This window comes from Streptomyces sp. NBRC 110035, from assembly GCF_000829695.1.
GTDB lineage: Bacteria > Actinomycetota > Actinomycetes > Streptomycetales > Streptomycetaceae > Streptomyces.
Window position 1 is genome coordinate 191,618 of sequence record NZ_BBNN01000015.1, and the last position, 19,641, is coordinate 211,258.

The window sequence follows — 19,641 nt, forward strand, 5'->3', positions numbered from 1 at the left end:
AGCGTTCTGCCACCGGTCCCCGCTGCGGACTGGCCGGCCCGTAGTGGGTGACCGGTGGCCGACTGTCGGAAGGCGGGTCGTCGAGGGAGGGGCCGGGGGCGGTCACGAGCCGACGGCGTGATCCGGCGCAGCAGATCAGCGCTTGCGGCGCCTGCCCCGCCCCCCGCCGCGTGCCGGAGCCGCCCGGACGCCCTCTTCGGCCGCCTGTGCCGTCGGACGGTCGGCCGAGACCACCAGGGCGGCCAGCGCCGTGGTGACCGGCACCGAGGCGACCAGACCGATCGATCCGATCAGCGTACGCACGATCTCCTCCGCCACCAGCTCGCTGTTGGCGACGGTCCCCACACTGCTCTGTGCGATGGAGAACAGCAGCAGCAAGGGCAGCGCGGCGCCCGCGTAGGCGAGGACCAGGGTGTTGACGACGGACGCGATGTGGTCGCGGCCGATGCGGATGCCTGCGCGGTACAGCCCGCGCCGGCCCATCGACGGGTTGGCCTCGTGCAGTTCCCAGACGGCCGACGTCTGTGTGACCGTCACGTCGTCGAGCACACCGAGCGATCCGATGATGACGCCGGCCAGCAGTAGGCCGCTCATGTCGATGTCGGGGTAGAGGCCGTGGATCAGCCCGGTGTTGTCGTCGGTGTCGCCGGTCAGCGCTGCCCAGCTGATGAAGGCCGAGCCCAGAACACCGATCAGCAGCAACGAGATCAGCGTGCCGAGCACTGCCACGGAGGTGCGTGCCGACAGTCCGTGACAGAGATACAGGGCTTGCAGCATGATGGCGCTCGCCCCCACCACCGCCACGACCAGGGGGTTCGATCCCTGCAGGATCGCGGGCAGGATGAAGAAGTTCAGCACCAGGAAGCTGACCGCCAGTGCGATCAGCGCCATCACACCGCGCAGCCGTCCGACGGCCACTACGGCGACCGCGAAGATGCCGGCGAGCAGGGCCAGCGGCACGCGCCGGTTCACGTCGGCGACCGAGTACTGGAGGTCCTCAGGCGCGGAGGGCTCGTAGGCGACCACGACCTCCTGCCCCTCGCTCAGCTGCCGTGACTGGTCCGGCTGCACGATCTCGGTGAAGGTGCGGCCTGCATCGTCGCCGGTGTCGACCCGGATCGTCGCCTTCTTGCACGTGCCGTCCGCCTGCTGCTGTGCGGAGGACCCCTCGGCCGTCGAGGTGTCGCCGGTCGGGACGCCTCCGGACGCGTTGACGGACGAACAGCTCACCTCGTCCACCTTGGTGACCGTGGCCTGCTGCGTCTGCCGGTCGAAGCCGACGCCGGTGCGTTCGTGGCCGGGTGCGCCACCCGGCCACAGCACCGCGAGACCGATCAGCACCGCAGCGCCGAACGGGATGAGGACTGCCGCGATGACCTTGCGCAGGTGCTTCGAGACAGGGGCGGCCGGGCCGTGGCTGTGACTGTGCCCATGGCCGTGCCCGCCATCGGAGCCCGGACTGTGCTGGTGTCCGCCGTCGCCCGGAGGCGGACCGCTGTACCCGCCGCCCGGGTTGGGGCCGCCACCGGAGTTCGAGCCATGCCCGCGGCCCCCGCCACCGGGGTCCGGGCTGTGGCCATGGTCAGGACCGCGATCCTGGCCGCGGGCACGACCCTGCCCTTGCCCTCCTTGCCCTCCTTGCCCTTGCCCCGGGCCCCTGCCGGGCAGGCGGCTCTGCGCCGCCGGTGCCTCGCCGGAACCGTGTCCATGCCCGAACCAGTCTCCGGAGCCGGGGCCGTCTTTCTGACCGTCCCCATGGTTCAGGCCGTGGTCGGGGGTGGGCTCTCTGCCACGGTCGCCGCCGATTCGGGCTCCGGAGCCGCGGGGTGGTTCGGGCGGCGGGTACGGGGGAGGTTGCGTCGAGGTCACCGCCCGATCATCGCAAGAACAACGAGGGCCCTCTGTTCACCGCGCCAGAATTCCCGCTAGCGTGGGGGCACCTTTTGTACGCGCGGGAGCTCGGAGCACCGGGCTGAGAGGACGCTGACCTTCGTCCCAGGGGCGTTTCACATGAAACATCACCATTGTCCGAGTGATGTTTCACACGGAACGCCGACGGACGGAAGCCGCTGCGTCGACCGCTGAACCTGTTACCGGGTAATGCCGGCGTAGGGAGTAGGTCTCATGACCAACAAGGATGCACGCACGCCTGCCTCCGCCCAGGATCCGACGGAAGCGTCGGTGCGGGAGGAGGCCGGGAAGCCCATCGGCTGGCACAAGGCGTACATCGAGGGCACACGCCCCGATCTGCGGGTGCCGGTCCGTCAGGTGCACCTCACCAACGGGCAGTCGGTCACGCTGTACGACACATCGGGCCCGTACACCGACCCCCTGGTCGACACCGATGTGCGCAGAGGGCTGGCCCCGCTGCGGGAGAACTGGATCATTGCGCGTGGTGACACCGAGGAGTACGCGGGGCGTCCGGTCCGTCCCGAGGACGACGGGATCAAGCACACCTCGCCGCGCGGTGGGCTGCGCAATCTCGACGCGGTGTTCCCCGGCCGGCCCCGTCAGCCACGCCGGGGCCGGCCGGGCGGGCCGGTCACACAGTTGGCGTACGCACGCCGCGGCGAGATCACGCCCGAGATGGAGTACGTGGCCATCCGGGAAAACGTTTCGCCGGAGGTCGTGCGGGAGGAGATCGCGGCAGGCCGTGCGGTGCTGCCCGCCAATGTCAACCACCCGGAGATCGAGCCGATGATCATCGGTAAGCGGTTCCTGGTGAAGGTCAACGCCAACATCGGCAACTCCGCGGTGACCTCCTCCATCGAGGAAGAGGTGGAGAAGATGACCTGGGCGACCCGATGGGGTGCCGACACGGTCATGGACCTGTCCACCGGCCGCAACATCCACACCACCCGGGAGTGGGTGCTGCGCAACTCTCCCGTCCCCATCGGCACAGTGCCGCTTTACCAGGCGCTGGAGAAGGTCGACGGCAGGGCCGAGGAGCTGACCTGGGAGATCTACAAGGACACGGTCGTCGAACAGGCTGAACAGGGCGTGGACTACATGACGGTCCACGCGGGCGTACGGCTGGCGTATGTGCCGCTCACCGCCCACCGCAAGACGGGCATCGTCTCGCGCGGCGGCTCGATCATGGCGGCATGGTGCCTGGCACACCACAAGGAGTCGTTCCTGTACGAGAACTTCGAGGAACTTTGCGAGATCCTCGCGGCGTACGACGTCACCTACTCGCTCGGTGACGGTCTCCGGCCGGGCTCGATCGCCGACGCCAACGACGAGGCCCAGTTCGCGGAGTTGCGCACCCTCGGGGAACTCAACCGGGTCGCCAGGCGTTTGAACGTGCAGACCATGATCGAGGGCCCGGGGCATGTCCCGATGCACAAGATCAAGGAGAACATCGAACTTCAGCAGGAGATCTGCGATGAAGCACCGTTCTATACGCTCGGCCCGCTGACGACGGACATCGCGCCCGCGTACGACCACATCACCTCCGGTATCGGTGCGGCGATGATCGCCTGGTGGGGTACGGCGATGCTCTGCTACGTCACGCCCAAGGAGCACCTGGGCCTGCCCGACCGCGACGACGTCAAGACGGGCGTCATCACCTACAAGATCGCCGCACATGCGGCCGACCTGGCCAAGGGGCATCCAGGGGCGCAGGAGTGGGACGACGCCCTGTCCGACGCGCGCTTCGAGTTCCGGTGGGAGGACCAGTTCAACCTGGCTCTCGACCCGGACACGGCACGCGAGTTCCACGACGAGACCCTTCCGGCGGAGCCCGCGAAGACGGCGCACTTCTGCTCGATGTGCGGGCCGAAGTTCTGCTCCATGAAGATCAGCCGGAGCATCACGGAGCGGTTCGGAGGGATCTCGACGGAGGGGGCGTCGGCCGAGGAGATCGCCGAGGGGATGCTGCGGAAGTCGAAGGAGTTCGCAGAGGCAGGCAACCGCGTGTATCTGCCGTTGACGGACTGAGACGGACCGAACGAACAAGCGGACCGGAAGAACGAGGGGGCGGGCCGTTCGGGCCCGCCCCTCCCTTCCCGGAAGGACGGGTCGGCAGACTGGATGCCATGACAGCGAGATCAATGAGCAAAGGGTCCAACCTCCCCGTCGACGCCCAGGCGGTGCACGTCGAGATCGCTTGGGCGGCCGGAGCCGGTGTGCCCGACATCGACGCGTCGGCTCTGCTGCTCACGGAGGCCGGGCGGGTGCGGGACGACGGCGACTTCGTCTTCTACAACCAGCCGCGGCACACCTCCGACGCCGTGACGCACCTGGGGAAGCGGAACGCCGTCGGCGCCGCGACCGACACGATCGAGGTGGACCTGAGCCTGCTGGAACCGGGCGTCGATCGGGTCGTACTGTGCGCATCGTCCGACGGCGGGACGTTCGGCCAGGTGCCGGGACTGGTACTCAGGCTGCTCGACGCCGGTGCGGGGTCCGAGATCGCCCGGTTCGACATGGCGGCCGCGACGGAGACCGCGTTCATCGGGGGCGAGCTGTACCGACGCCAGGGAAAGTGGAAGTTCCGCGCGGTGGGGCAGGGGTACGCCTCGGGGCTCGCCGGGCTGGCCACCGACTTCGGTATCACCGTGGAAGACCCTTCCCCGGCGGCAGCGGCCTCCACGACGGCTGACGGCTCCACCACGGTACCCGGCGCTACGACACCCCCTGCCGCGCCCGCGGTGCCGCCGGTCCCGCCTGCGGCACCCGCCACCCCGCTCCCACCCCGGCCCTCGGTCGCGCACACCGCCTCCGCCCCGGGGCCCTCTGCCCCGCCCTCCGTGCTGTCGGCCGTTCCTTCGGCCGCTCCGCGGCTCGCCAAGGGTGAGGAGCGGTTGCCGGTGGACATGCGCAAGCGGCTGTCATTGCGCAAGGAACAGGTGGCAGTCAGTCTGCGCCAGCACGGGGCCGCCGGGGTCACCGCGCGCGTCGTCCTCGTACTGGACGCCTCCGGTTCCATGTCCTTCCTGTACTCCAAGGGAGTCGTGGCGGACGTCGTCGAACGTATGGCCGCGGTCGCCGCGCAACTGGACGACGACGGTGAGATGCAGGCCTGGACGTTCGCATCGAATCCGGCGCGGCTGCCGGACCTGCTCCTGGGCGAGCTGCCCGAATGGCTTCGGCTGCACGTACGGGTGGGAGAGATGAGTCTCTTCCGGCGCGGGCGGAAGAAAGGGCTGGACCCGAGCCAGGTCGACATGCGGGAGGTCGGCATCCAGAACGAGGAGCAGAAGGTCATCGCCGAGGTCCGCTCGTTCGTCAGGCACAGCCCCGCGGCGGCCCCGACGCTCGTGCTGTTCTTCTCCGACGGCGGTGTCTACCGGAACGCAGAGATCGAGCGGGAACTCCGCGAAGCGGTGGAGGAACCGATCTTCTGGCAGTTCGTGGGCCTCGGCCGGGCGAACTACGGCGTGCTGGAGCGGTTCGACACGCTGCCCGGACGCCTTGTCGACAACGTCGGGTTCTTTGCCGTCGACGACATCGGCACCGTGCCGGACCCGGAGTTGTACGACCGCCTGCTGTCCGAGTTCCCCCAGTGGATCACCGCAGCCGGCCGGGCGGGCATTCTCCGTTCCTGACAGCCACGGCCCGGGCCGGCAAGGGCGCAGGGCGGCGCGCTGGGCACCCGGCTCACGTCCCTCGGCGCGGAGCCTCGGCAACGGGATCCGCCGGTGAGGGAGCGGAAGCCGACGGCCCGGCCGTCCGAACACCGTGGTCCGTTCGGCAGGCTCATCCGGCTGTCCGACTCATCCGGTTCGGCAGGCTCATCCGGTTCGGCCGGCTCCGGTGGGCCCGGCTTATTCGCTTGTTACGGCTACTCCGGCTTGTGCTCCGGCTCTCCGAAGTCCGGGCTGGTGTAGTCGGGACTCGAGTAGCTCGGCCGCCGGCCGCGGTTCGTACCCCCGCCGGGGCTGGTGAACCCTGGCCGGTCGTAGCCGAGATGCGGGATACGGCCGGCCGGTTCGGCCGGTGCCGCGCAGTGCAGTGCGGCCGCCGTGCCCGGGTCGGCGAGCGCGTCCCGCAGGAACGGGACGATTCCCCGTTCCAGCAGTGCCTCGTGCCAGGCTTCCCTGGCCAGAGTCATCTCCTTGTCGGCTTCGCCGTGCGGCCCACTTCGGGCCGAGGGCTTGTTGCGCAGTGCGGTGAGCAGCAGGCCCACCGCGGCGACCAGGATGGCGACCGCGGTCACGGCGCCGAATGTCCAGCCCGTGGTGAGCATGGTCCGGGCGAAGGCCGCGCCGGGGTCGAGCATCCGCAGGACGTAACCGACCAGCAGGAATATCGCGGCCGCGGTTCCGGCCAGAACAGGTGCCAGAACGGCGACGACGGCTACGGCACCCGCGCCGACGGTCTCGGCGACCTCTCCCACGGTCGTGGCGATCCCCGCCGTGCCCGGCTCCGGCTCGGACGTGCGCGTGGACGGGGTGGACGACGCCGGTGGCCGGCGCAGTTCCTCGCGGACCTTGGTGTAGTGCTGGTACTCGGTCGCCGCGGCCGCCGTGATGATCGCGGTGGCGTTGAGCGCCATCGTGCGTAGTTGTTCGGAGGTGAGCCGCTGTCCGACAGTGGTCAGTTCCGGGCGTTGTGGTGCGGAGCGCAGCACCTCATCGAGAATCCGCACGTAATCCTGGCGGTCCTCGGTCAACAGATGCTGCGGAACGCTGTTCATGTGCATCCCCCGATGCTCCGTAGGGCTTGTGGCTCGGCATGCTGACGAGCCGTTGGGCAGAAACGGAGGGGAGCCTGCTACGGATAAGCCGATGGTAGAGCGCCGACGGTGCGCCGTGACAGGGGGTTTACCGAAATTGGCCTCGGTCCGATGCCGGGCCGGGCCGGGGAGACCGGGCCCGGCGACCGTTCACTTCGCGAGCGGCAGTTGCTGGACCAGCAGCTTTCCGGCCATCGTCACGCCACCGTCCATCGCGATGGCCAGTCCCTCGGCGTAGACGTGCGGACCCTCGACGACCGGACCGTTGTCGTCCTCACCGTCCTCGGAGCCTACTTCGCCCAGCAGGTAAGGAATGGGGCTGTGGCCGTGAACGACCCGGGTGCCGCCGTACGTATCCAACAGGGAGCGCACGGCTTCGGCACCGCCCTCGTCGCGGAAGGAGAACCGCTTGGTGAACTTGCGGAACAGGTCCCAGACCTCATCGGCGTCGTTGCGGGTGATCGTCTCGCGGACGGTGTCGTTGACCTCCTCGATGGAACGGCCGTAGTCGAGATAGGCGGTGGTGTCGGAGTGCAGCAGCAGGTGGTCGTCGACGGCCTCGACGGCGTCCAGGCGGGCCATCCACTGCAGGTGGTGGTCCTGGAGACGGTCCATGTCGCTCTTCTGCCCACCGTTGAGCAGCCAGGCGGCCTGGAAGGTGGCGGTGCCCGCGCCGGAGTTGACGGGGGTGTCGCCGAACCGCTTGGCGCCGAGCAGCAGCAGTTCGTGGTTGCCCATCAGGGCCTTGCAGTAGCCGCCGGCCGCGGCGGCCTCGGCGGACAGCCGCATCACGAGGTCGATGACGCCGATGCCGTCCGGGCCTCGGTCGGTGAAGTCGCCGAGGAACCACAGCCGTGCGGGGCCGGCGCACCACTGGCCCGCGGAGTCGACAAGGCCCTGCTCCTGGAGGGCGGCCAGCAGCTCGTCGAGGTAGCCGTGGACGTCACCGACCACGTAGAGCGGGCCGGGCCCGGTGGCGGGCTGTGGTGCGGGTACGGACGCGGGGTCGACGGTCACCTGCACAGTGTCACCCCGATTGATGACCGGGAGGTCCCGTTGCGTGGGCGTGTATCCCTCCGGGTGGTTCGCCTCGGAGGGCGGGGTCACATCGCCGGGGTGCATGCTGTGGGCGTACGGACCGGTCTCGTGGACGTAAGCGGGCACCCGGAAGTCGCGCACCGTAGCTGTGCGCTCCGCCTCGGGTCCCTGACCGGCCCCCTGCGTCATCGACCCCTCCACCATCAAGCCGCAACTGCACCGCGTCGGACTGCCTGGTCGCAGCGGCCCGCGGTGTCGTGGGCCCATCATAGGAATGTGGATCGCGCCGTGTGATGACCCAGGGGTGGTGAATCGGGGAACGACTCCAGTTCACCGCGGCTTTTTTCCGATTGGTCAGTTCTTCGGCCCGTCCGGAAGCCGTCCGACGGCGCGGCGGAGGGAGCCCGCGGCAAGGCCGCGGAAGTGCGGCGCCGCACCACTCCCGTGGAAGCAATGGCTCCACCCCTCCGGGAGCCGTTACTGCCACCGGTGCCACCGCACCCTCCGCCCCGCTGTCGAGCCCCGCGCTCCGTCACGTCCGCTCCGGTGACCGCGGCGGGCTGACCGTCGTGCGCGGCGGGCGGCGCTGCGACGAGGTGCGCACGATCAGCTCGGTGGGTATGACCTGCGCCACCGTGTGCTCGGGGTCGACGCCCTCGATCGCGTCGATGAGCAGTTGGATCACCGCCGTGCCGATGCGGCGCGGTTTGAGCGAGAGCGTGGTGACGGGCGGCTCGGTGTTGGCGTAGACGGTCGACTCGCTGCAGCAGACCAGCAGCAGGTCGTCCGGGACACGCAGGCCGTAGCGGCGTGCGGCGGCGAGCAGATCGGTGCCGTTCGGATCGAACAGGCCGTAGACGGCGTCCGGGCGGTCGGGACGGGCGAGCAGCCGGTCGGCCGCGACGGCGCCCGCGCACGGATCGTGCGCCGGATAGGCCTCGTACACCGGTTCCTGGCCGACGCGCTCGCACCAGTGCAGATACGCGGTGGTCGACAGGTGGGTGTACGTGTCGGTCGTGGTCCCGGTCAGCAGGCCGATGCGGCGGGCGCCGGCGTCGGCCAGGTGGTCGAGGATCCCGAGGACCGCCGCTTCGTGGTCGTTGTCCACCCAGGCCGTGACCGGGAGCGAGCCGGCCGGGCGGCCGTCGGAGACGACCGGTAAACCCTGCCGGACCAGTTCGCTGACGACCGGGTCCTGGTCCGAGGGGTCGATGACGACCGTGCCGTCCAGGGCGACGTTGGACCACACGTCGTGCCGGGAGGTCGCGGGGAGGATCACGAGGGCGTAGCCGCGGGCCAGCGCGGCGGAGGTGGCGGCGCGCGCCATCTCGGCGAAGTACGCGAACTCGGTGAAGGTGAAAGGTTCTTCCCCGTACGTGGTCACGGTCAGGCCGATGAGTCCCGACTTTCCGGTGCGGAGCGTACGGGCGGCGGCCGAGGGGCGGTAGCCCAGTCTGTCGGCGACCTCGCGGACGTGGCGCCGGGTGGCGTCCGGGAGTCTGCCCTTGCCGTTGAGGGCATCGGAGACGGTCGTGATGGATACTCCGGCTGCGGCGGCCACGTCCCTGATGCCCGCCCGGCCCGGCCTGCTGCTTCGGCGTGAGGTTTCCGCGCGGCTCACCTGGTGCTTCCCTGCTGCTGTCATGGCGAGCCGATAGTAGGGCTCATGCGGTGGGGTAGGGCGGACGCATATGCGCGCATTGACAGGCACGTTTCTGCATGATCATTAAGCGGTAACCTCCTTGGAAATCAAGGAGGTTGAACGTTCCAATATCAAGACCTAGCGTGTCGGCGCATGCGGGCCTGTCGAGGGGGCGATGTTGCGAAGAGGTCTCAACTCACCTGCACGAGGGACGCGCGCCACGGCGTGAGCTACCGGCGCGTAGATATATGTGAGGCGCGCCCCCTGGGTGGACACCCTTTGTGGGCCTTCGAGCGGTGATGCCCCTGTTGCCGAAGGGGCCGATGCGGCTCAGAGGGCTGACCGCTCCGAAGGTTCCCGGGAGGCCGCCCCGCCCCTCGGCGCCCACCCCGACGCAGGCCGTGACGCCCCCGCCGGCACGCGCGCCGGACCGCACCATGACCCGGACCCCGGCAGGCCCGTCCGTGTCGCCGCTGTACGCGTCTACGCAGCGACGCCGAATCCTCTTAAGGTGAGCAGTATTGGATGTCGGCGGCGGTCAAGGGCCGCCGGTCTTCGGAGGAGGACTGCGGTGAGCGAGACGAGCCCCAGGCTGCGCGCCGAGCTGGAGGGTATTCCCACGTACAAGCCGGGCAAGCCGGCGGCGGCCGGGGGCCCGGTGGCCTACAAGCTGTCCTCCAACGAGAACCCCTATCCGCCGCTGCCGGGGGTGATGGAGGCCGTGACGTCCGCGGCGTCCGCCTTCAACCGCTACCCCGACATGGCCTGTACGTCTCTGATGGCGGAGCTGTCCGGGCGCTTCGCCGTCCCGGTCTCCCATCTGGCCACCGGTACCGGCTCGGTCGGCGTCGCCCAGCAGTTGCTGCAGGCCACCTCGGGCCCCGGCGACGAGGTGATCTACGCGTGGCGTTCGTTCGAGGCGTACCCGATCATCACCAGGATCAGCGGTGCCACCGCCGTGCAGGTGCCGCTGACACCGGGCGATGTGCACGACCTGGACGCGATGGCCGGGGCGATCACCGAACGGACCCGGCTGATCTTCGTCTGCAACCCCAACAACCCGACCGGCACGGTGGTGCGGCGGGCGGAGCTGGAGCGTTTCCTCGACCGGGTGCCCCGTGATGTCCTGGTGGTGATCGACGAGGCGTACCGCGAGTTCATCCGTGACCCCGAGGTCCCGGACGGCGTGGAGTTCTACCGGGACCGGCCCAACGTCTGCGTCCTGCGGACCTTCTCCAAGGCCTACGGTCTGGCGGGGCTGCGGGTCGGCTTCGCGATCGCCCATGAGCCGGTGGCCGCGGCGCTGCGCAAGACGGCGGTGCCGTTCGGTGTGAGCCAGGTCGCACAGGATGCCGCGATCGCCTCGCTGCGTGCCGAGGACGAGCTCATCGGACGGGTCGGCTCGCTGGTGTGTGAGCGCAACCGTGTCGTGGAAGCGCTGCGCGCCCAGGGCTGGCAGGTTCCCGAGACCCAGGCCAACTTCGTGTGGCTGCGGCTGGGGGAGCGCACGATGGCCTTCGCGCAGGCGTGCGAGCAGGCGGGGGTGGTCGTCAGGCCCTTCCCCGGTGAGGGCGTGCGGGTGACGGTCGGCGAGGCCGAGGCGAACGACATCTTCCTGAAGGTGACGGAAGCCTTCCGCGAGGGCCTGTAGGGGTTGTCACCGCACACGGTCAGGAGCAGGTCCAGGAGTGCCGGGCGACGGGTGGGCCGTCGCCCGGCACTCCTGTGTTCCCAGCGTTGCCGAGAAGGGGTTGACGTCACAGGGGACCCCCCTTCCAGATGCGAAAAGCAGTAGGTCATAATTGCTTGTGAATGTGAACGCGTTCACAAGCGCGTCCTGTTTCCTCCGGGCTGCGTCGGACGAACAGGGCCAAACGGTCGTTGTGACCACGGCGATGTAAGGAGCGGCGACGTGGACCTGGCTTTGGCGCCGGAGACACTGGCGCGATGGCAGTTCGGTATCACCACCGTCTATCACTTCCTCTTCGTTCCTCTGACGATCTCGCTGGCCGCCCTCACGGCCGGGCTGGAGACCGCATGGGTGCGCACCGGGAGGGAGAAGTACCTCAGGGCGACGAAGTTCTGGGGGAAGCTCTTCCTGATCAACATCGCGATGGGGGTGGTCACCGGCATCGTGCAGGAGTTCCAGTTCGGCATGAACTGGTCCGACTACTCGCGGTTCGTCGGTGACGTCTTCGGCGCCCCGCTCGCCTTCGAGGCCCTGGTCGCCTTCTTCTTCGAGTCCACCTTCATCGGTCTGTGGATCTTCGGCTGGGACAAGTTGCCCAAGAAGATCCACCTGGCCTGTATCTGGATGGTCTCCCTCGGCACACTGCTGTCGGCGTACTTCATCCTGGCGGCCAACTCCTGGATGCAGCACCCGGTCGGCTACCGGATCAACGAGGAGAAGGGGCGGGCGGAGCTCACCGACTTCTGGCTGGTGCTCACCCAGAACACCACGCTCAACCAGGTCTTCCACAGCTTCTCGGCGTCCGCGCTGACCGGCGGCGCCTTCATGGTCGGCATCGCCGCCTTCCATCTGATGCGCAAGAAGCACATCCCGGTGATGCGGACGTCGCTCCGGCTCGGCCTGGTCACCATGGCGGTCGGAGGCATGTTCACCGCAATCAGCGGAGACACCCTCGGCAAGGTCATGTACGAGCAGCAGCCCATGAAGATGGCCGCCGCCGAGGCCCTGTGGGAGGGCGAGAGTCCGGCGCCGTTCTCCGTGTTCGCGTACGGCGACGTCGACAAGGGGCACAACGAGGTCGTCCTGGAGGTACCCGGGCTGCTGTCCTTCCTCGCCCACGGCGACTTCGATTCGTACGTGCCCGGCATCAACGACACCAACGAGGCCCTGCGGGAGCAGTTCGGTCCCGGTGACTACAAGCCCATCGTGCCGGTCGCCTACTGGGGCTTCCGCTGGATGATCGGCTTCGGCATGGCCTCCTTCTCGCTCGCGCTGCTGGGGCTCTGGCTCACGAGGAAGAGGTTCCTGGTGCCCGCCGCCCTGCGTACCGGGGAGGACGAGGTGCCGCACCTGGTGCTGCTGAAGAAGCCGCTGGGCGCGAGGCTCACCCGGCTGTACTGGCTCCTGGCGCTCTGGACCATGGCCTTCCCCCTGATAGCCAATGCCTGGGGCTGGATATTCACCGAGATGGGCCGGCAGCCCTGGGTCGTCTACGGCGTGATGCAGACCCGGCACGCGGTCTCCCCCGGAGTGTCCCAGGCCGAGGTCGTCATCTCGATGACCGTCTTCACCCTGCTGTACGCCGCTCTGGCCGTGGTGGAGGTCAAGCTGCTCGCCAAGTACGTCAAGGCGGGCCCGCCCGACCTCACCGAGGCCGATCTCAATCCGCCCACGAAGATCGGTGGCGATCTCCGGGACGCCGACAAGCCGATGGCCTTCTCGTACTAGGCCCGAGGGAGCCACAGAGTCATGGAACTTCACAACGTCTGGTTCGTTCTGATCGCCTTCCTGTGGATCGGCTACTTCTTCCTGGAGGGCTTCGACTTCGGGATCGGGATCCTCACCCGGCTGCTTGCCCGTGACCGCGCCGAGAAGCGGGTGCTGATCAACACCATCGGCCCCGTCTGGGACGGCAACGAGGTATGGCTGCTCACGGCCGGCGGCGCGACCTTCGCGGCCTTCCCCGAGTGGTACGCCACGCTCTTCTCCGGCTTCTATCTGCCGCTGCTGGTCATCCTGGTCTGCCTGATCATCCGCGGTGTCGCCTTCGAGTACCGGGTCAAGCGGCCGGAGGAGCACTGGCAGCGCAACTGGGAGGCGGCGATCTTCTGGACCTCGCTCATCCCCGCGTTCCTCTGGGGCGTGGCGTTCGGCAACATCGTGCGTGGAGTGAAGCTCGACGCCGAGTTCGAGTACGTGGGCAACGTCTGGGACCTGCTCAACCCGTACGCGTTGCTGGGCGGTCTGGTCACACTGACGCTCTTCACCTTCCACGGCGCCGTGTTCGCCGCGCTCAAGACCGTCGGTGACATCCGGGGCAGGGCCCGGCGGACGGCCCTGCGAACGGGGCTGATCACCGCTGTCCTCGCGCTGGTCTTCCTGGTGTGGACGCAGATCGAGCGTGGTGACGGCGCGAGCCTGGTCGCGATGGTCGTCACGGTGGCTGCCCTGGCCGCCGCGCTGGTGGCGAACCAGGCAGAGCGCGAGGGATGGTCGTTCGCCCTGTCCGGTGTCACCATCGTGGCCGCCGTGACGATGCTCTTCCTGACGCTCTTCCCGAACGTCATGCCGTCCACGTTGGACGCGGACTGGAGTCTCACCGTCACCAACGCCTCCTCCAGCGACTACACATTGACGATCATGACCTGGCTCACGGTGATCGCCGCGCCGCTCGTCATGGTCTACCAGGGCTGGACCTACTGGGTCTTCCGTCAGCGGATCGGCACCCAGCACATCGCCGATCCCGTGCACTGAGGTGTGTTTCACGTGAAACCAATCGATCCGCGGCTGCTCCGCTACGCCCGTGCCACACGGCTCTTCCTGGTGGCGGTGGTCGCCCTGGGTGTCGTCGGCGCGGTGCTGGTGATCGCTCAGGCCATGCTCATCGCCGAGGTGGTGGTGGGTTCCTTCCAGCACGGCATGGCGGTGGCGGACCTCGGCACTCCTCTGGTGCTTCTGGCCTGTGTCGCGGTCGGCCGTGCCCTGGTCGGCTGGCTCACCGAACTGGCCGCGCACCGGGCCAGCGCGGCGGTCAAGTCGGAGCTTCGGGGCCGGCTGCTGGAGCGGGCGACGACGCTCGGCCCGGGGTGGCTGACCGGGCAGCGGACCGGCTCGCTGGTCGCCCTGGCGACCCGCGGGGTCGATGCCCTCGACGGCTACTTCTCGCGCTATCTGCCCCAGTTGGGGCTCACGGTGGTCGTTCCGGTCGCGGTGCTGGCGCGGATCGTCACCGAGGACTGGATCTCGGCGGCGATCATCGTCGTCACCCTGCCGCTCATCCCGGCCTTCATGATGCTGATCGGCTGGGTCACCCAGTCCCGGATGGACCGGCAGTGGGAGCTGCTGTCCCGGCTGTCCGGCCACTTCCTGGACGTCGTGGCCGGGCTGCCGACGCTGAAGGTGTTCGGACGGGCCAAGGCACAGGCGGAGTCGATCCGGCGGATCACCGCCGAGTACCGCAGGGCGACCCTGCGGACCCTGCGGATCGCCTTCATCTCCTCTTTCGCGCTGGAACTCCTCGCCACCCTCTCGGTGGCCCTGGTCGCCGTGACGATCGGCATGCGGCTCGTGTACGGCGACATGGACCTGTACATCGGCCTGCTCATCCTGATCCTCGCGCCCGAGGCCTACCTGCCCCTGCGTCAGGTCGGCACGCAGTACCACGCGGCGGCGGAGGGGCTGGCCGCCGCAGAGGAGATCTTCGAGGTCCTGGAGACACCCGTTCCGGCACCGGGGGCTGCGGCGGTGCCGTCGGGGGCCCTGTCCTTCGAGGGCGTGACCGTCCGCTATTCCGGACGGTCGTCGGACGCCGTGTCGGACGTGTCGTTCTCCGTCGAACCCGGGGAGACGGTCGCGCTCGTCGGGCCGAGCGGGACGGGCAAGTCGACACTGCTGAACGTGCTGCTGGGCTTCGTGCGGCCGACCGAGGGGCGGGTCCGGATCGGGGGAGCCGATCTCACCGGTCTCGATCCGGCCCAGTGGCACAGCCGGGTGGCCTGGGTGCCGCAGCGGCCGCACCTGTACGCCGGGACCGTCGCCGAGAACGTACGCCTGGCCCGGCCCGACGCGGACGACGATGCCGTCCGTCGGGCTCTGCGGGACGCGGGCGCCCTGGAGTTCGTGGACGCGCTGCCCGAGGGCACCGGCACGGTGCTGGGGGAGGACGGGGCGGGACTGTCCGCGGGACAGCGGCAACGGCTCGCGCTCGCCCGTGCGTTCCTCGCGGACCGGCCCGTGCTGCTGCTCGACGAACCGACGGCCGCGCTGGACGGTGCCACCGAGGCCGAGGTCGTGGCGGCGGTACGGCGCCTGGCGGCCGGACGGACGGTACTGCTGGTGGTGCACCGCCCGGCACTGCTCGCGGTGGCGGACCGGGTGGTGCGGCTGGCCGAACCCGCCCCCGGTGACCGGCCGCAGCCCGAGCAGGGGGACACCGTCCTCGGTGCCGGCCGGGAACGGGCGGACGTCCAGCCCGCTCTCGACTGGGAGCAGGTGGAGAAGGCCGGGCCCGCCGACTCCGAGGACCCGGCGCCGACCGGGCCGGTCGTGGCGGCCGGAGCGGGCGGCGTGCTGGCCCGTGTCCGTGCCATGTCCGGTGCCCACCGGGGGCGGCTCATGCTCGCGCTGCTGCTCGGCAGCCTCGTGCTGGGCAGCGCTGTGGGCCTCATGGCGACATCCGGGTATCTGATCTCCCGGGCCTCGCAGCAGCCGCCCGTGATGTACCTGATGCTCGCCGTCACGGCGACCCGGGCCTTCGGTATCGGGCGGGCCGTGTTCCGGTACGCCGAGCGGCTCGTGTCGCACGAAGCGGTGCTGCGGATGCTGGCCGACACCAGGGTCGCGGTGTACCGGCGGCTGGAGCGGCTGGCGCCCGCCGGACTGCGCGGGGTCCGCAGGGGCGATCTGCTCTCCCGGCTGGTCGCCGATGTGGACGAACTCCAGGACTACTGGCTGCGCTGGCTGCTGCCGGCCGGTGCGGCGGTGGTCGTCTCGGCCCTGTCCGTCGGCTTCACGGCCTGGCTGCTCCCGGAGGCCGGTGCCGTCCTCGCGGCCGGGCTGCTCGTGGCGGGGGCGGGTCTGCCCCTCCTCACGGGCTCGGTGGCCCGGCGCGCGGAGCGCAGGCTGGCGCCCGCCCGCGGAGTCCTCGCGACCCAGGTCACCGACCTGCTCACCGGGACCGGGGAGCTGACGGTCGCCGGGGCTCTGCCCGCGCGGACCGCCGAAACCCGGCGGGCCGACGGCGTGCTCACCCGGATCGCCTCGCGTGCCGCCACCGCCACCGCCCTCGGCGACGGGCTCGTCGCACTCGTCTCGGGCCTGACCGTCACGGCCGCGGCCGTCGTCGGCGTCCAGGCGGTGGCCGCCGGCCGGCTGGACGGAGTGGCACTGGCCGTCGTCGTCCTCACCCCGCTCGCGGCCTTCGAGGCCGTACTCGGGCTGCCGCTCGCCGTGCAGTACCGGCAGAGGGTGCGCAAGAGCGCCGAGCGCGTGTACGAGGTGCTGGACGCCCCGGTGCCCGTACAGGAGCCGGAGCAGCCCCGGCAGGCGCCCGCGTCGCCGTTCCCACTCGTGGTCAAGGGGCTGGAGGCCCGGCACGCCGGGCAGGAACGGGACGCGCTCGCCGGGCTGGACCTGACGCTGGAGCAGGGCCGCAGGATCGCGGTGGTCGGCCCGTCGGGCTCCGGCAAGACGACGCTCGCACAGGTGCTGCTGCGGTTCCTGGACCCCGGCGCCGGTTCGTACACGCTGGCCGGTGTGGACGCGTACGCCCTGGACGGTGACGACGTACGAGGGCTGGTCGGGCTGTGCGCGCAGGATGCCCATCTCTTCGACAGCTCCGTACGCGAGAACCTGCTGCTCGCCAAGCGCGAAGCCACCGAGGGAGAGCTGCGCGACGCGCTTGCCCGCGCCCGGCTGCTGGAGTGGGCCGACAGCCTGCCCGACGGCCTGGACACACTCGTCGGCGAGCACGGGGCGCGGCTCTCCGGCGGCCAGCGACAACGGCTGGCGCTGGCCAGGGTGCTGCTCGCGGACTTCCCCGTGCTGGTGCTGGACGAGCCTGCGGAGCACCTCGACCTGCCGACCGCCGACGCCCTCACCACCGACCTGCTGGCCGCCACCGAGGGCCGTACGACGTTGCTGATCACCCACCGGCTGGCCGGGCTCGAGGCGGTGGACGAGGTGATCGTGCTGGATGAGGGGCGTGTGGTGCAGCGCGGTGCGTACGGGGAACTGGCCTCCGCAGCAGGGCCGTTGCGGCGGATGGCGCGGCGCGAGGCCGAGGCGGACCGGCTGGTGGAGCTGGCGGAGGTGGGCTGACCGGGTACGAGGGGCGGGCATGTGGCACGAGGCGCGCGCGCCCGGTACGGACGTGCCTGACGGAAGGATGATTGACCGGCTGTCAATCCCGGCTCCCCGTGCCTCTGTTCGGCGGTATCAATGGTCCATCCGGGTCGTCCGGTCCCCCAGGCGTACGACGTGAACAGGGTCGTGGGCCGGGGCGGGGACCAGGATCGCTGTCATGCGTTTCACCCGCCGTCATCCGCTGCTCGTCGCCGTGCCGTTGTGTGCGCTCGCCGTGCTCGCCGCCCGGTCCACCGACCGGGAGGGCGACGGTCCGCATGCTCCGGGTCACGGTCCACAGGCGGGGATCAGCGCACAGGTGGCGCGGCTCTACGAGGAGGCGGCCGCGGCGACGCTGAAGTACGAGGCGGGCCGGCGCGAGGCCGAGCGGCAGCGGACCGAGGTGCTGCGGCTGGAGAAGTTGCTCGACCGGGAGCGCCGGGACGCCGAGGTCCTGCGCGACGACCTCGGTCGTATCGCACGGTCCCAGTACCGCAGTGGCGGCGGACTTCCGTTGACCGTGCACATGTTTCTCGCGGACGACCCGGAGGAGGTGATGCGTGGTCAGCGTGCCCTGTGGAAGGCGAACCTGGCTCTCGACAAGGCGATCGGGAAGAACGCGCGGGCCGAGGCCCGGCTCGCCCGCGACGAGGCGAAGGCGGCGGGGGCATGGAAGGCGCTGGAGAAGCGGAACAAGGAACTCGCCGACCTCAAGAGCGGTATCGAGCAGAAGCTGGAGACGGCTCGGTGGCAGCTCCAGGGCCAGGCGGACGCCTCGGTGGCGGCCGGCTCCTGCCGCGGTGCGGTGCGGCTCGACCAGCCGGAGACCGTGTTCACCGACTCCTGGGTGGCACCGGTGGAGACCTACGCGCTGTCCGCGTCCTACGGAAGCGGTGGTGCGCGCTGGGCGAGCCGGCACACCGGCCAGGACTTCGCGGTGCCGATCGGCACGCCGGTGCGGTCCGTGGGCGCGGGCAAGGTGGTGAAGGTGTCCTGTGGAGGGGCGTTCGGTATCGAGATCGTGGTCGAGCACGCGGGCGGCTATTACACGCAGTACGCCCACTTGGCCGCCGTCGCCGTGGACCAGGGCGAGCACGTCTCGCCCGGCCAGTGGATCGGTCAGTCCGGGACCAGCGGCAACTCCACCGGGCCGCACCTGCATTTCGAGGTACGGGTCACGCCCGAGACGGGCTCGGCGGTGAACCCGGTGCCGTGGCTGGCCCAACGCGGGGTGCCGCTCTGAGCGGGCACCGGGCCCGGCCCGCTTCGCCGTTCGCGCCCGGCCCGGTCGAGGGGGCGGGCCGGAGTGGATCCGTTCCGGTGCTCGGATCCGGTCAGGGCCGTTGGGCCAGCATCTGTTCGATCATCACGGCCACACCGTCCTCGTTGTTGGCGACCGTGTGCCCCGAGGCGGCGGCCAATACGTCCGGGTGGGCGTTGCCCATTGCGTAGGAACGGCCCGCCCAGGTCAGCATCTCGATGTCGTTGGGCATGTCCCCGAACGCCACGACCTCCTCGTGGGAGATCCCGCGCTCGGCACAGCACAGGGCGAGCGTGCTGGCCTTCGACACGTCGGGTCCGCTGATCTCCAGCAGGGCGCTGGGGCTGGAGCGGGTGACGTTGGCGCAGGTGCCGATGGCCAGCCGGGCCAGCGTGAGGAACGCGTCGGGGTCGAGCTCGGGGTGGTGGGCGAGGATCTTGAGCACCGGCTCGGCGGCGGCGGCGCCGTCCGGTGCCAGCAGGTCCTCGGCCTGGGCGCGGACGTCCGGGATCTCCATGTGCAGCTTCGGATACGCCGGCTCCTGGTGGAAGCCGTAGGTCTGCTCGACGGCGTACACGGTGCCCGGCGCCGCGTCGCGCAGCAGGCGCACCGCGTCCAGTGCGTTCTGCCGGGCCAGCTCGCGTACCTTCACGAAGCGGTGGGCGCCGGGGCCACCGTGCAGGTCGACGACGGCGGCACCGTTGCCGCAGATGGCGAGCCCGTGGCCGTGGACGTGGTCGCTGACGACGTCCATCCAGCGGGCCGGGCGGCCGGTGACGAAGAAGACCTCGATGCCCGCCTTCTCTGCGGCGGCCAGCGCGGCGACCGTGCGGGGGGACACCGTCTTGTCGTCGCGCAGCAGGGTGCCGTCGAGGTCGGTGGCGATGAGCCGCGGCGGGGTGAGAGGGCTGTCTCCCCGCTCGAGCGAGGTCGAGAACTGGGGGGAGCCCGGGGTCTCGGGCTGTGCGGTCGCTGAGGTCACCCGGCCA

General features: G+C 70.1%; 12 protein-coding genes and 1 riboswitch. Of the genes, 7 read left to right on the forward strand and 5 right to left on the reverse strand.

What is annotated here, in order from left to right:
* Nucleotides 1–135 precede the first annotated feature (135 nt).
* Nucleotides 136–1,668, reverse strand: a complete 1,533-nt coding sequence (locus TU30_RS00970; protein ID WP_078878057.1) for a YibE/F family protein — start codon at nt 1,666–1,668, stop codon at nt 136–138.
* 273 nt (nt 1,669–1,941) lie between these two features.
* A riboswitch (TPP riboswitch) is annotated at nt 1,942–2,132 on the forward strand.
* On the opposite strand from TU30_RS00970, the gene thiC reads away from it, so the two are divergent.
* Together thiC and TU30_RS00980 are read left to right on the forward strand one after the other, a co-directional pair.
* Entirely contained in the window at nt 2,125–3,939 is a 1,815-nt protein-coding gene (thiC, locus tag TU30_RS00975) for a phosphomethylpyrimidine synthase ThiC (RefSeq protein ID WP_042163262.1), read from the forward strand. Its footprint overlaps the riboswitch before it by 8 nt.
* 98 nt (nt 3,940–4,037) lie before the next feature.
* The gene (locus TU30_RS00980; protein WP_042163264.1) at nt 4,038–5,549 is read left to right on the forward strand and encodes a VWA domain-containing protein; all 1,512 of its coding nucleotides are present in this window, start codon (nt 4,038–4,040) and stop codon (nt 5,547–5,549) included.
* Between the two features lie 236 nt (nt 5,550–5,785).
* On the opposite strand, the gene TU30_RS00985 is transcribed toward TU30_RS00980, so the two are convergent.
* The 3 genes from TU30_RS00985 to TU30_RS00995 all read right to left on the reverse strand — a co-directional run bounded on the left by TU30_RS00985 (nt 5,786) and on the right by TU30_RS00995 (nt 9,362).
* Nucleotides 5,786–6,646, reverse strand: a complete 861-nt coding sequence (locus TU30_RS00985) for a hypothetical protein (RefSeq protein WP_042163266.1) — start codon at nt 6,644–6,646, stop codon at nt 5,786–5,788.
* A 183-nt stretch (nt 6,647–6,829) separates the two neighbouring features.
* Nucleotides 6,830–7,921 carry a metallophosphoesterase gene (locus TU30_RS00990; protein ID WP_107068336.1) on the reverse strand — a complete coding sequence of 364 codons (1,092 nt, stop codon included), beginning with the start codon at nt 7,919–7,921 and terminating at the stop codon, nt 6,830–6,832.
* Between the two features lie 328 nt (nt 7,922–8,249).
* On the reverse strand, nt 8,250–9,362 hold the full coding sequence (locus tag TU30_RS00995) for a LacI family DNA-binding transcriptional regulator (protein WP_078878020.1): 1,113 nt from the start codon (nt 9,360–9,362) through the stop codon (nt 8,250–8,252).
* 568 nt (nt 9,363–9,930) lie between these two features.
* Between TU30_RS00995 and hisC the strand changes: the two genes are divergently transcribed.
* The 5 genes from hisC to TU30_RS01020 all read left to right on the forward strand — a co-directional run bounded on the left by hisC (nt 9,931) and on the right by TU30_RS01020 (nt 18,634).
* The gene (hisC, locus tag TU30_RS01000) at nt 9,931–11,010 is read left to right on the forward strand and encodes a histidinol-phosphate transaminase (protein ID WP_042163271.1); all 1,080 of its coding nucleotides are present in this window, start codon (nt 9,931–9,933) and stop codon (nt 11,008–11,010) included.
* Nucleotides 11,011–11,271: 261 nt separating this feature from the next.
* The gene (locus tag TU30_RS01005; protein WP_042163273.1) at nt 11,272–12,777 is read left to right on the forward strand and encodes a cytochrome ubiquinol oxidase subunit I; all 1,506 of its coding nucleotides are present in this window, start codon (nt 11,272–11,274) and stop codon (nt 12,775–12,777) included.
* A gap of 21 nt (nt 12,778–12,798) precedes the next feature.
* Nucleotides 12,799–13,803, forward strand: a complete 1,005-nt coding sequence (gene cydB / locus TU30_RS01010; protein WP_042163275.1) for a cytochrome d ubiquinol oxidase subunit II — start codon at nt 12,799–12,801, stop codon at nt 13,801–13,803.
* 12 nt (nt 13,804–13,815) lie between these two features.
* Complete coding sequence (cydD, locus tag TU30_RS01015; RefSeq protein WP_042163278.1) at nt 13,816–17,367, forward strand: thiol reductant ABC exporter subunit CydD; 3,552 nt, start codon at nt 13,816–13,818, stop codon at nt 17,365–17,367.
* A 202-nt stretch (nt 17,368–17,569) separates the two neighbouring features.
* Nucleotides 17,570–18,634, forward strand: coding sequence for a M23 family metallopeptidase (locus TU30_RS01020; protein WP_042163280.1), 1,065 nt, complete (start codon nt 17,570–17,572; stop codon nt 18,632–18,634).
* 91 nt (nt 18,635–18,725) lie between these two features.
* On the opposite strand, the gene TU30_RS01025 is transcribed toward TU30_RS01020, so the two are convergent.
* A complete protein-coding gene (locus TU30_RS01025; RefSeq protein WP_078878021.1) occupies nt 18,726–19,634 on the reverse strand; it encodes a Cof-type HAD-IIB family hydrolase in 909 nt (302 codons plus the stop codon).
* Between the last annotated feature and the right edge of the window lie 7 nt (nt 19,635–19,641).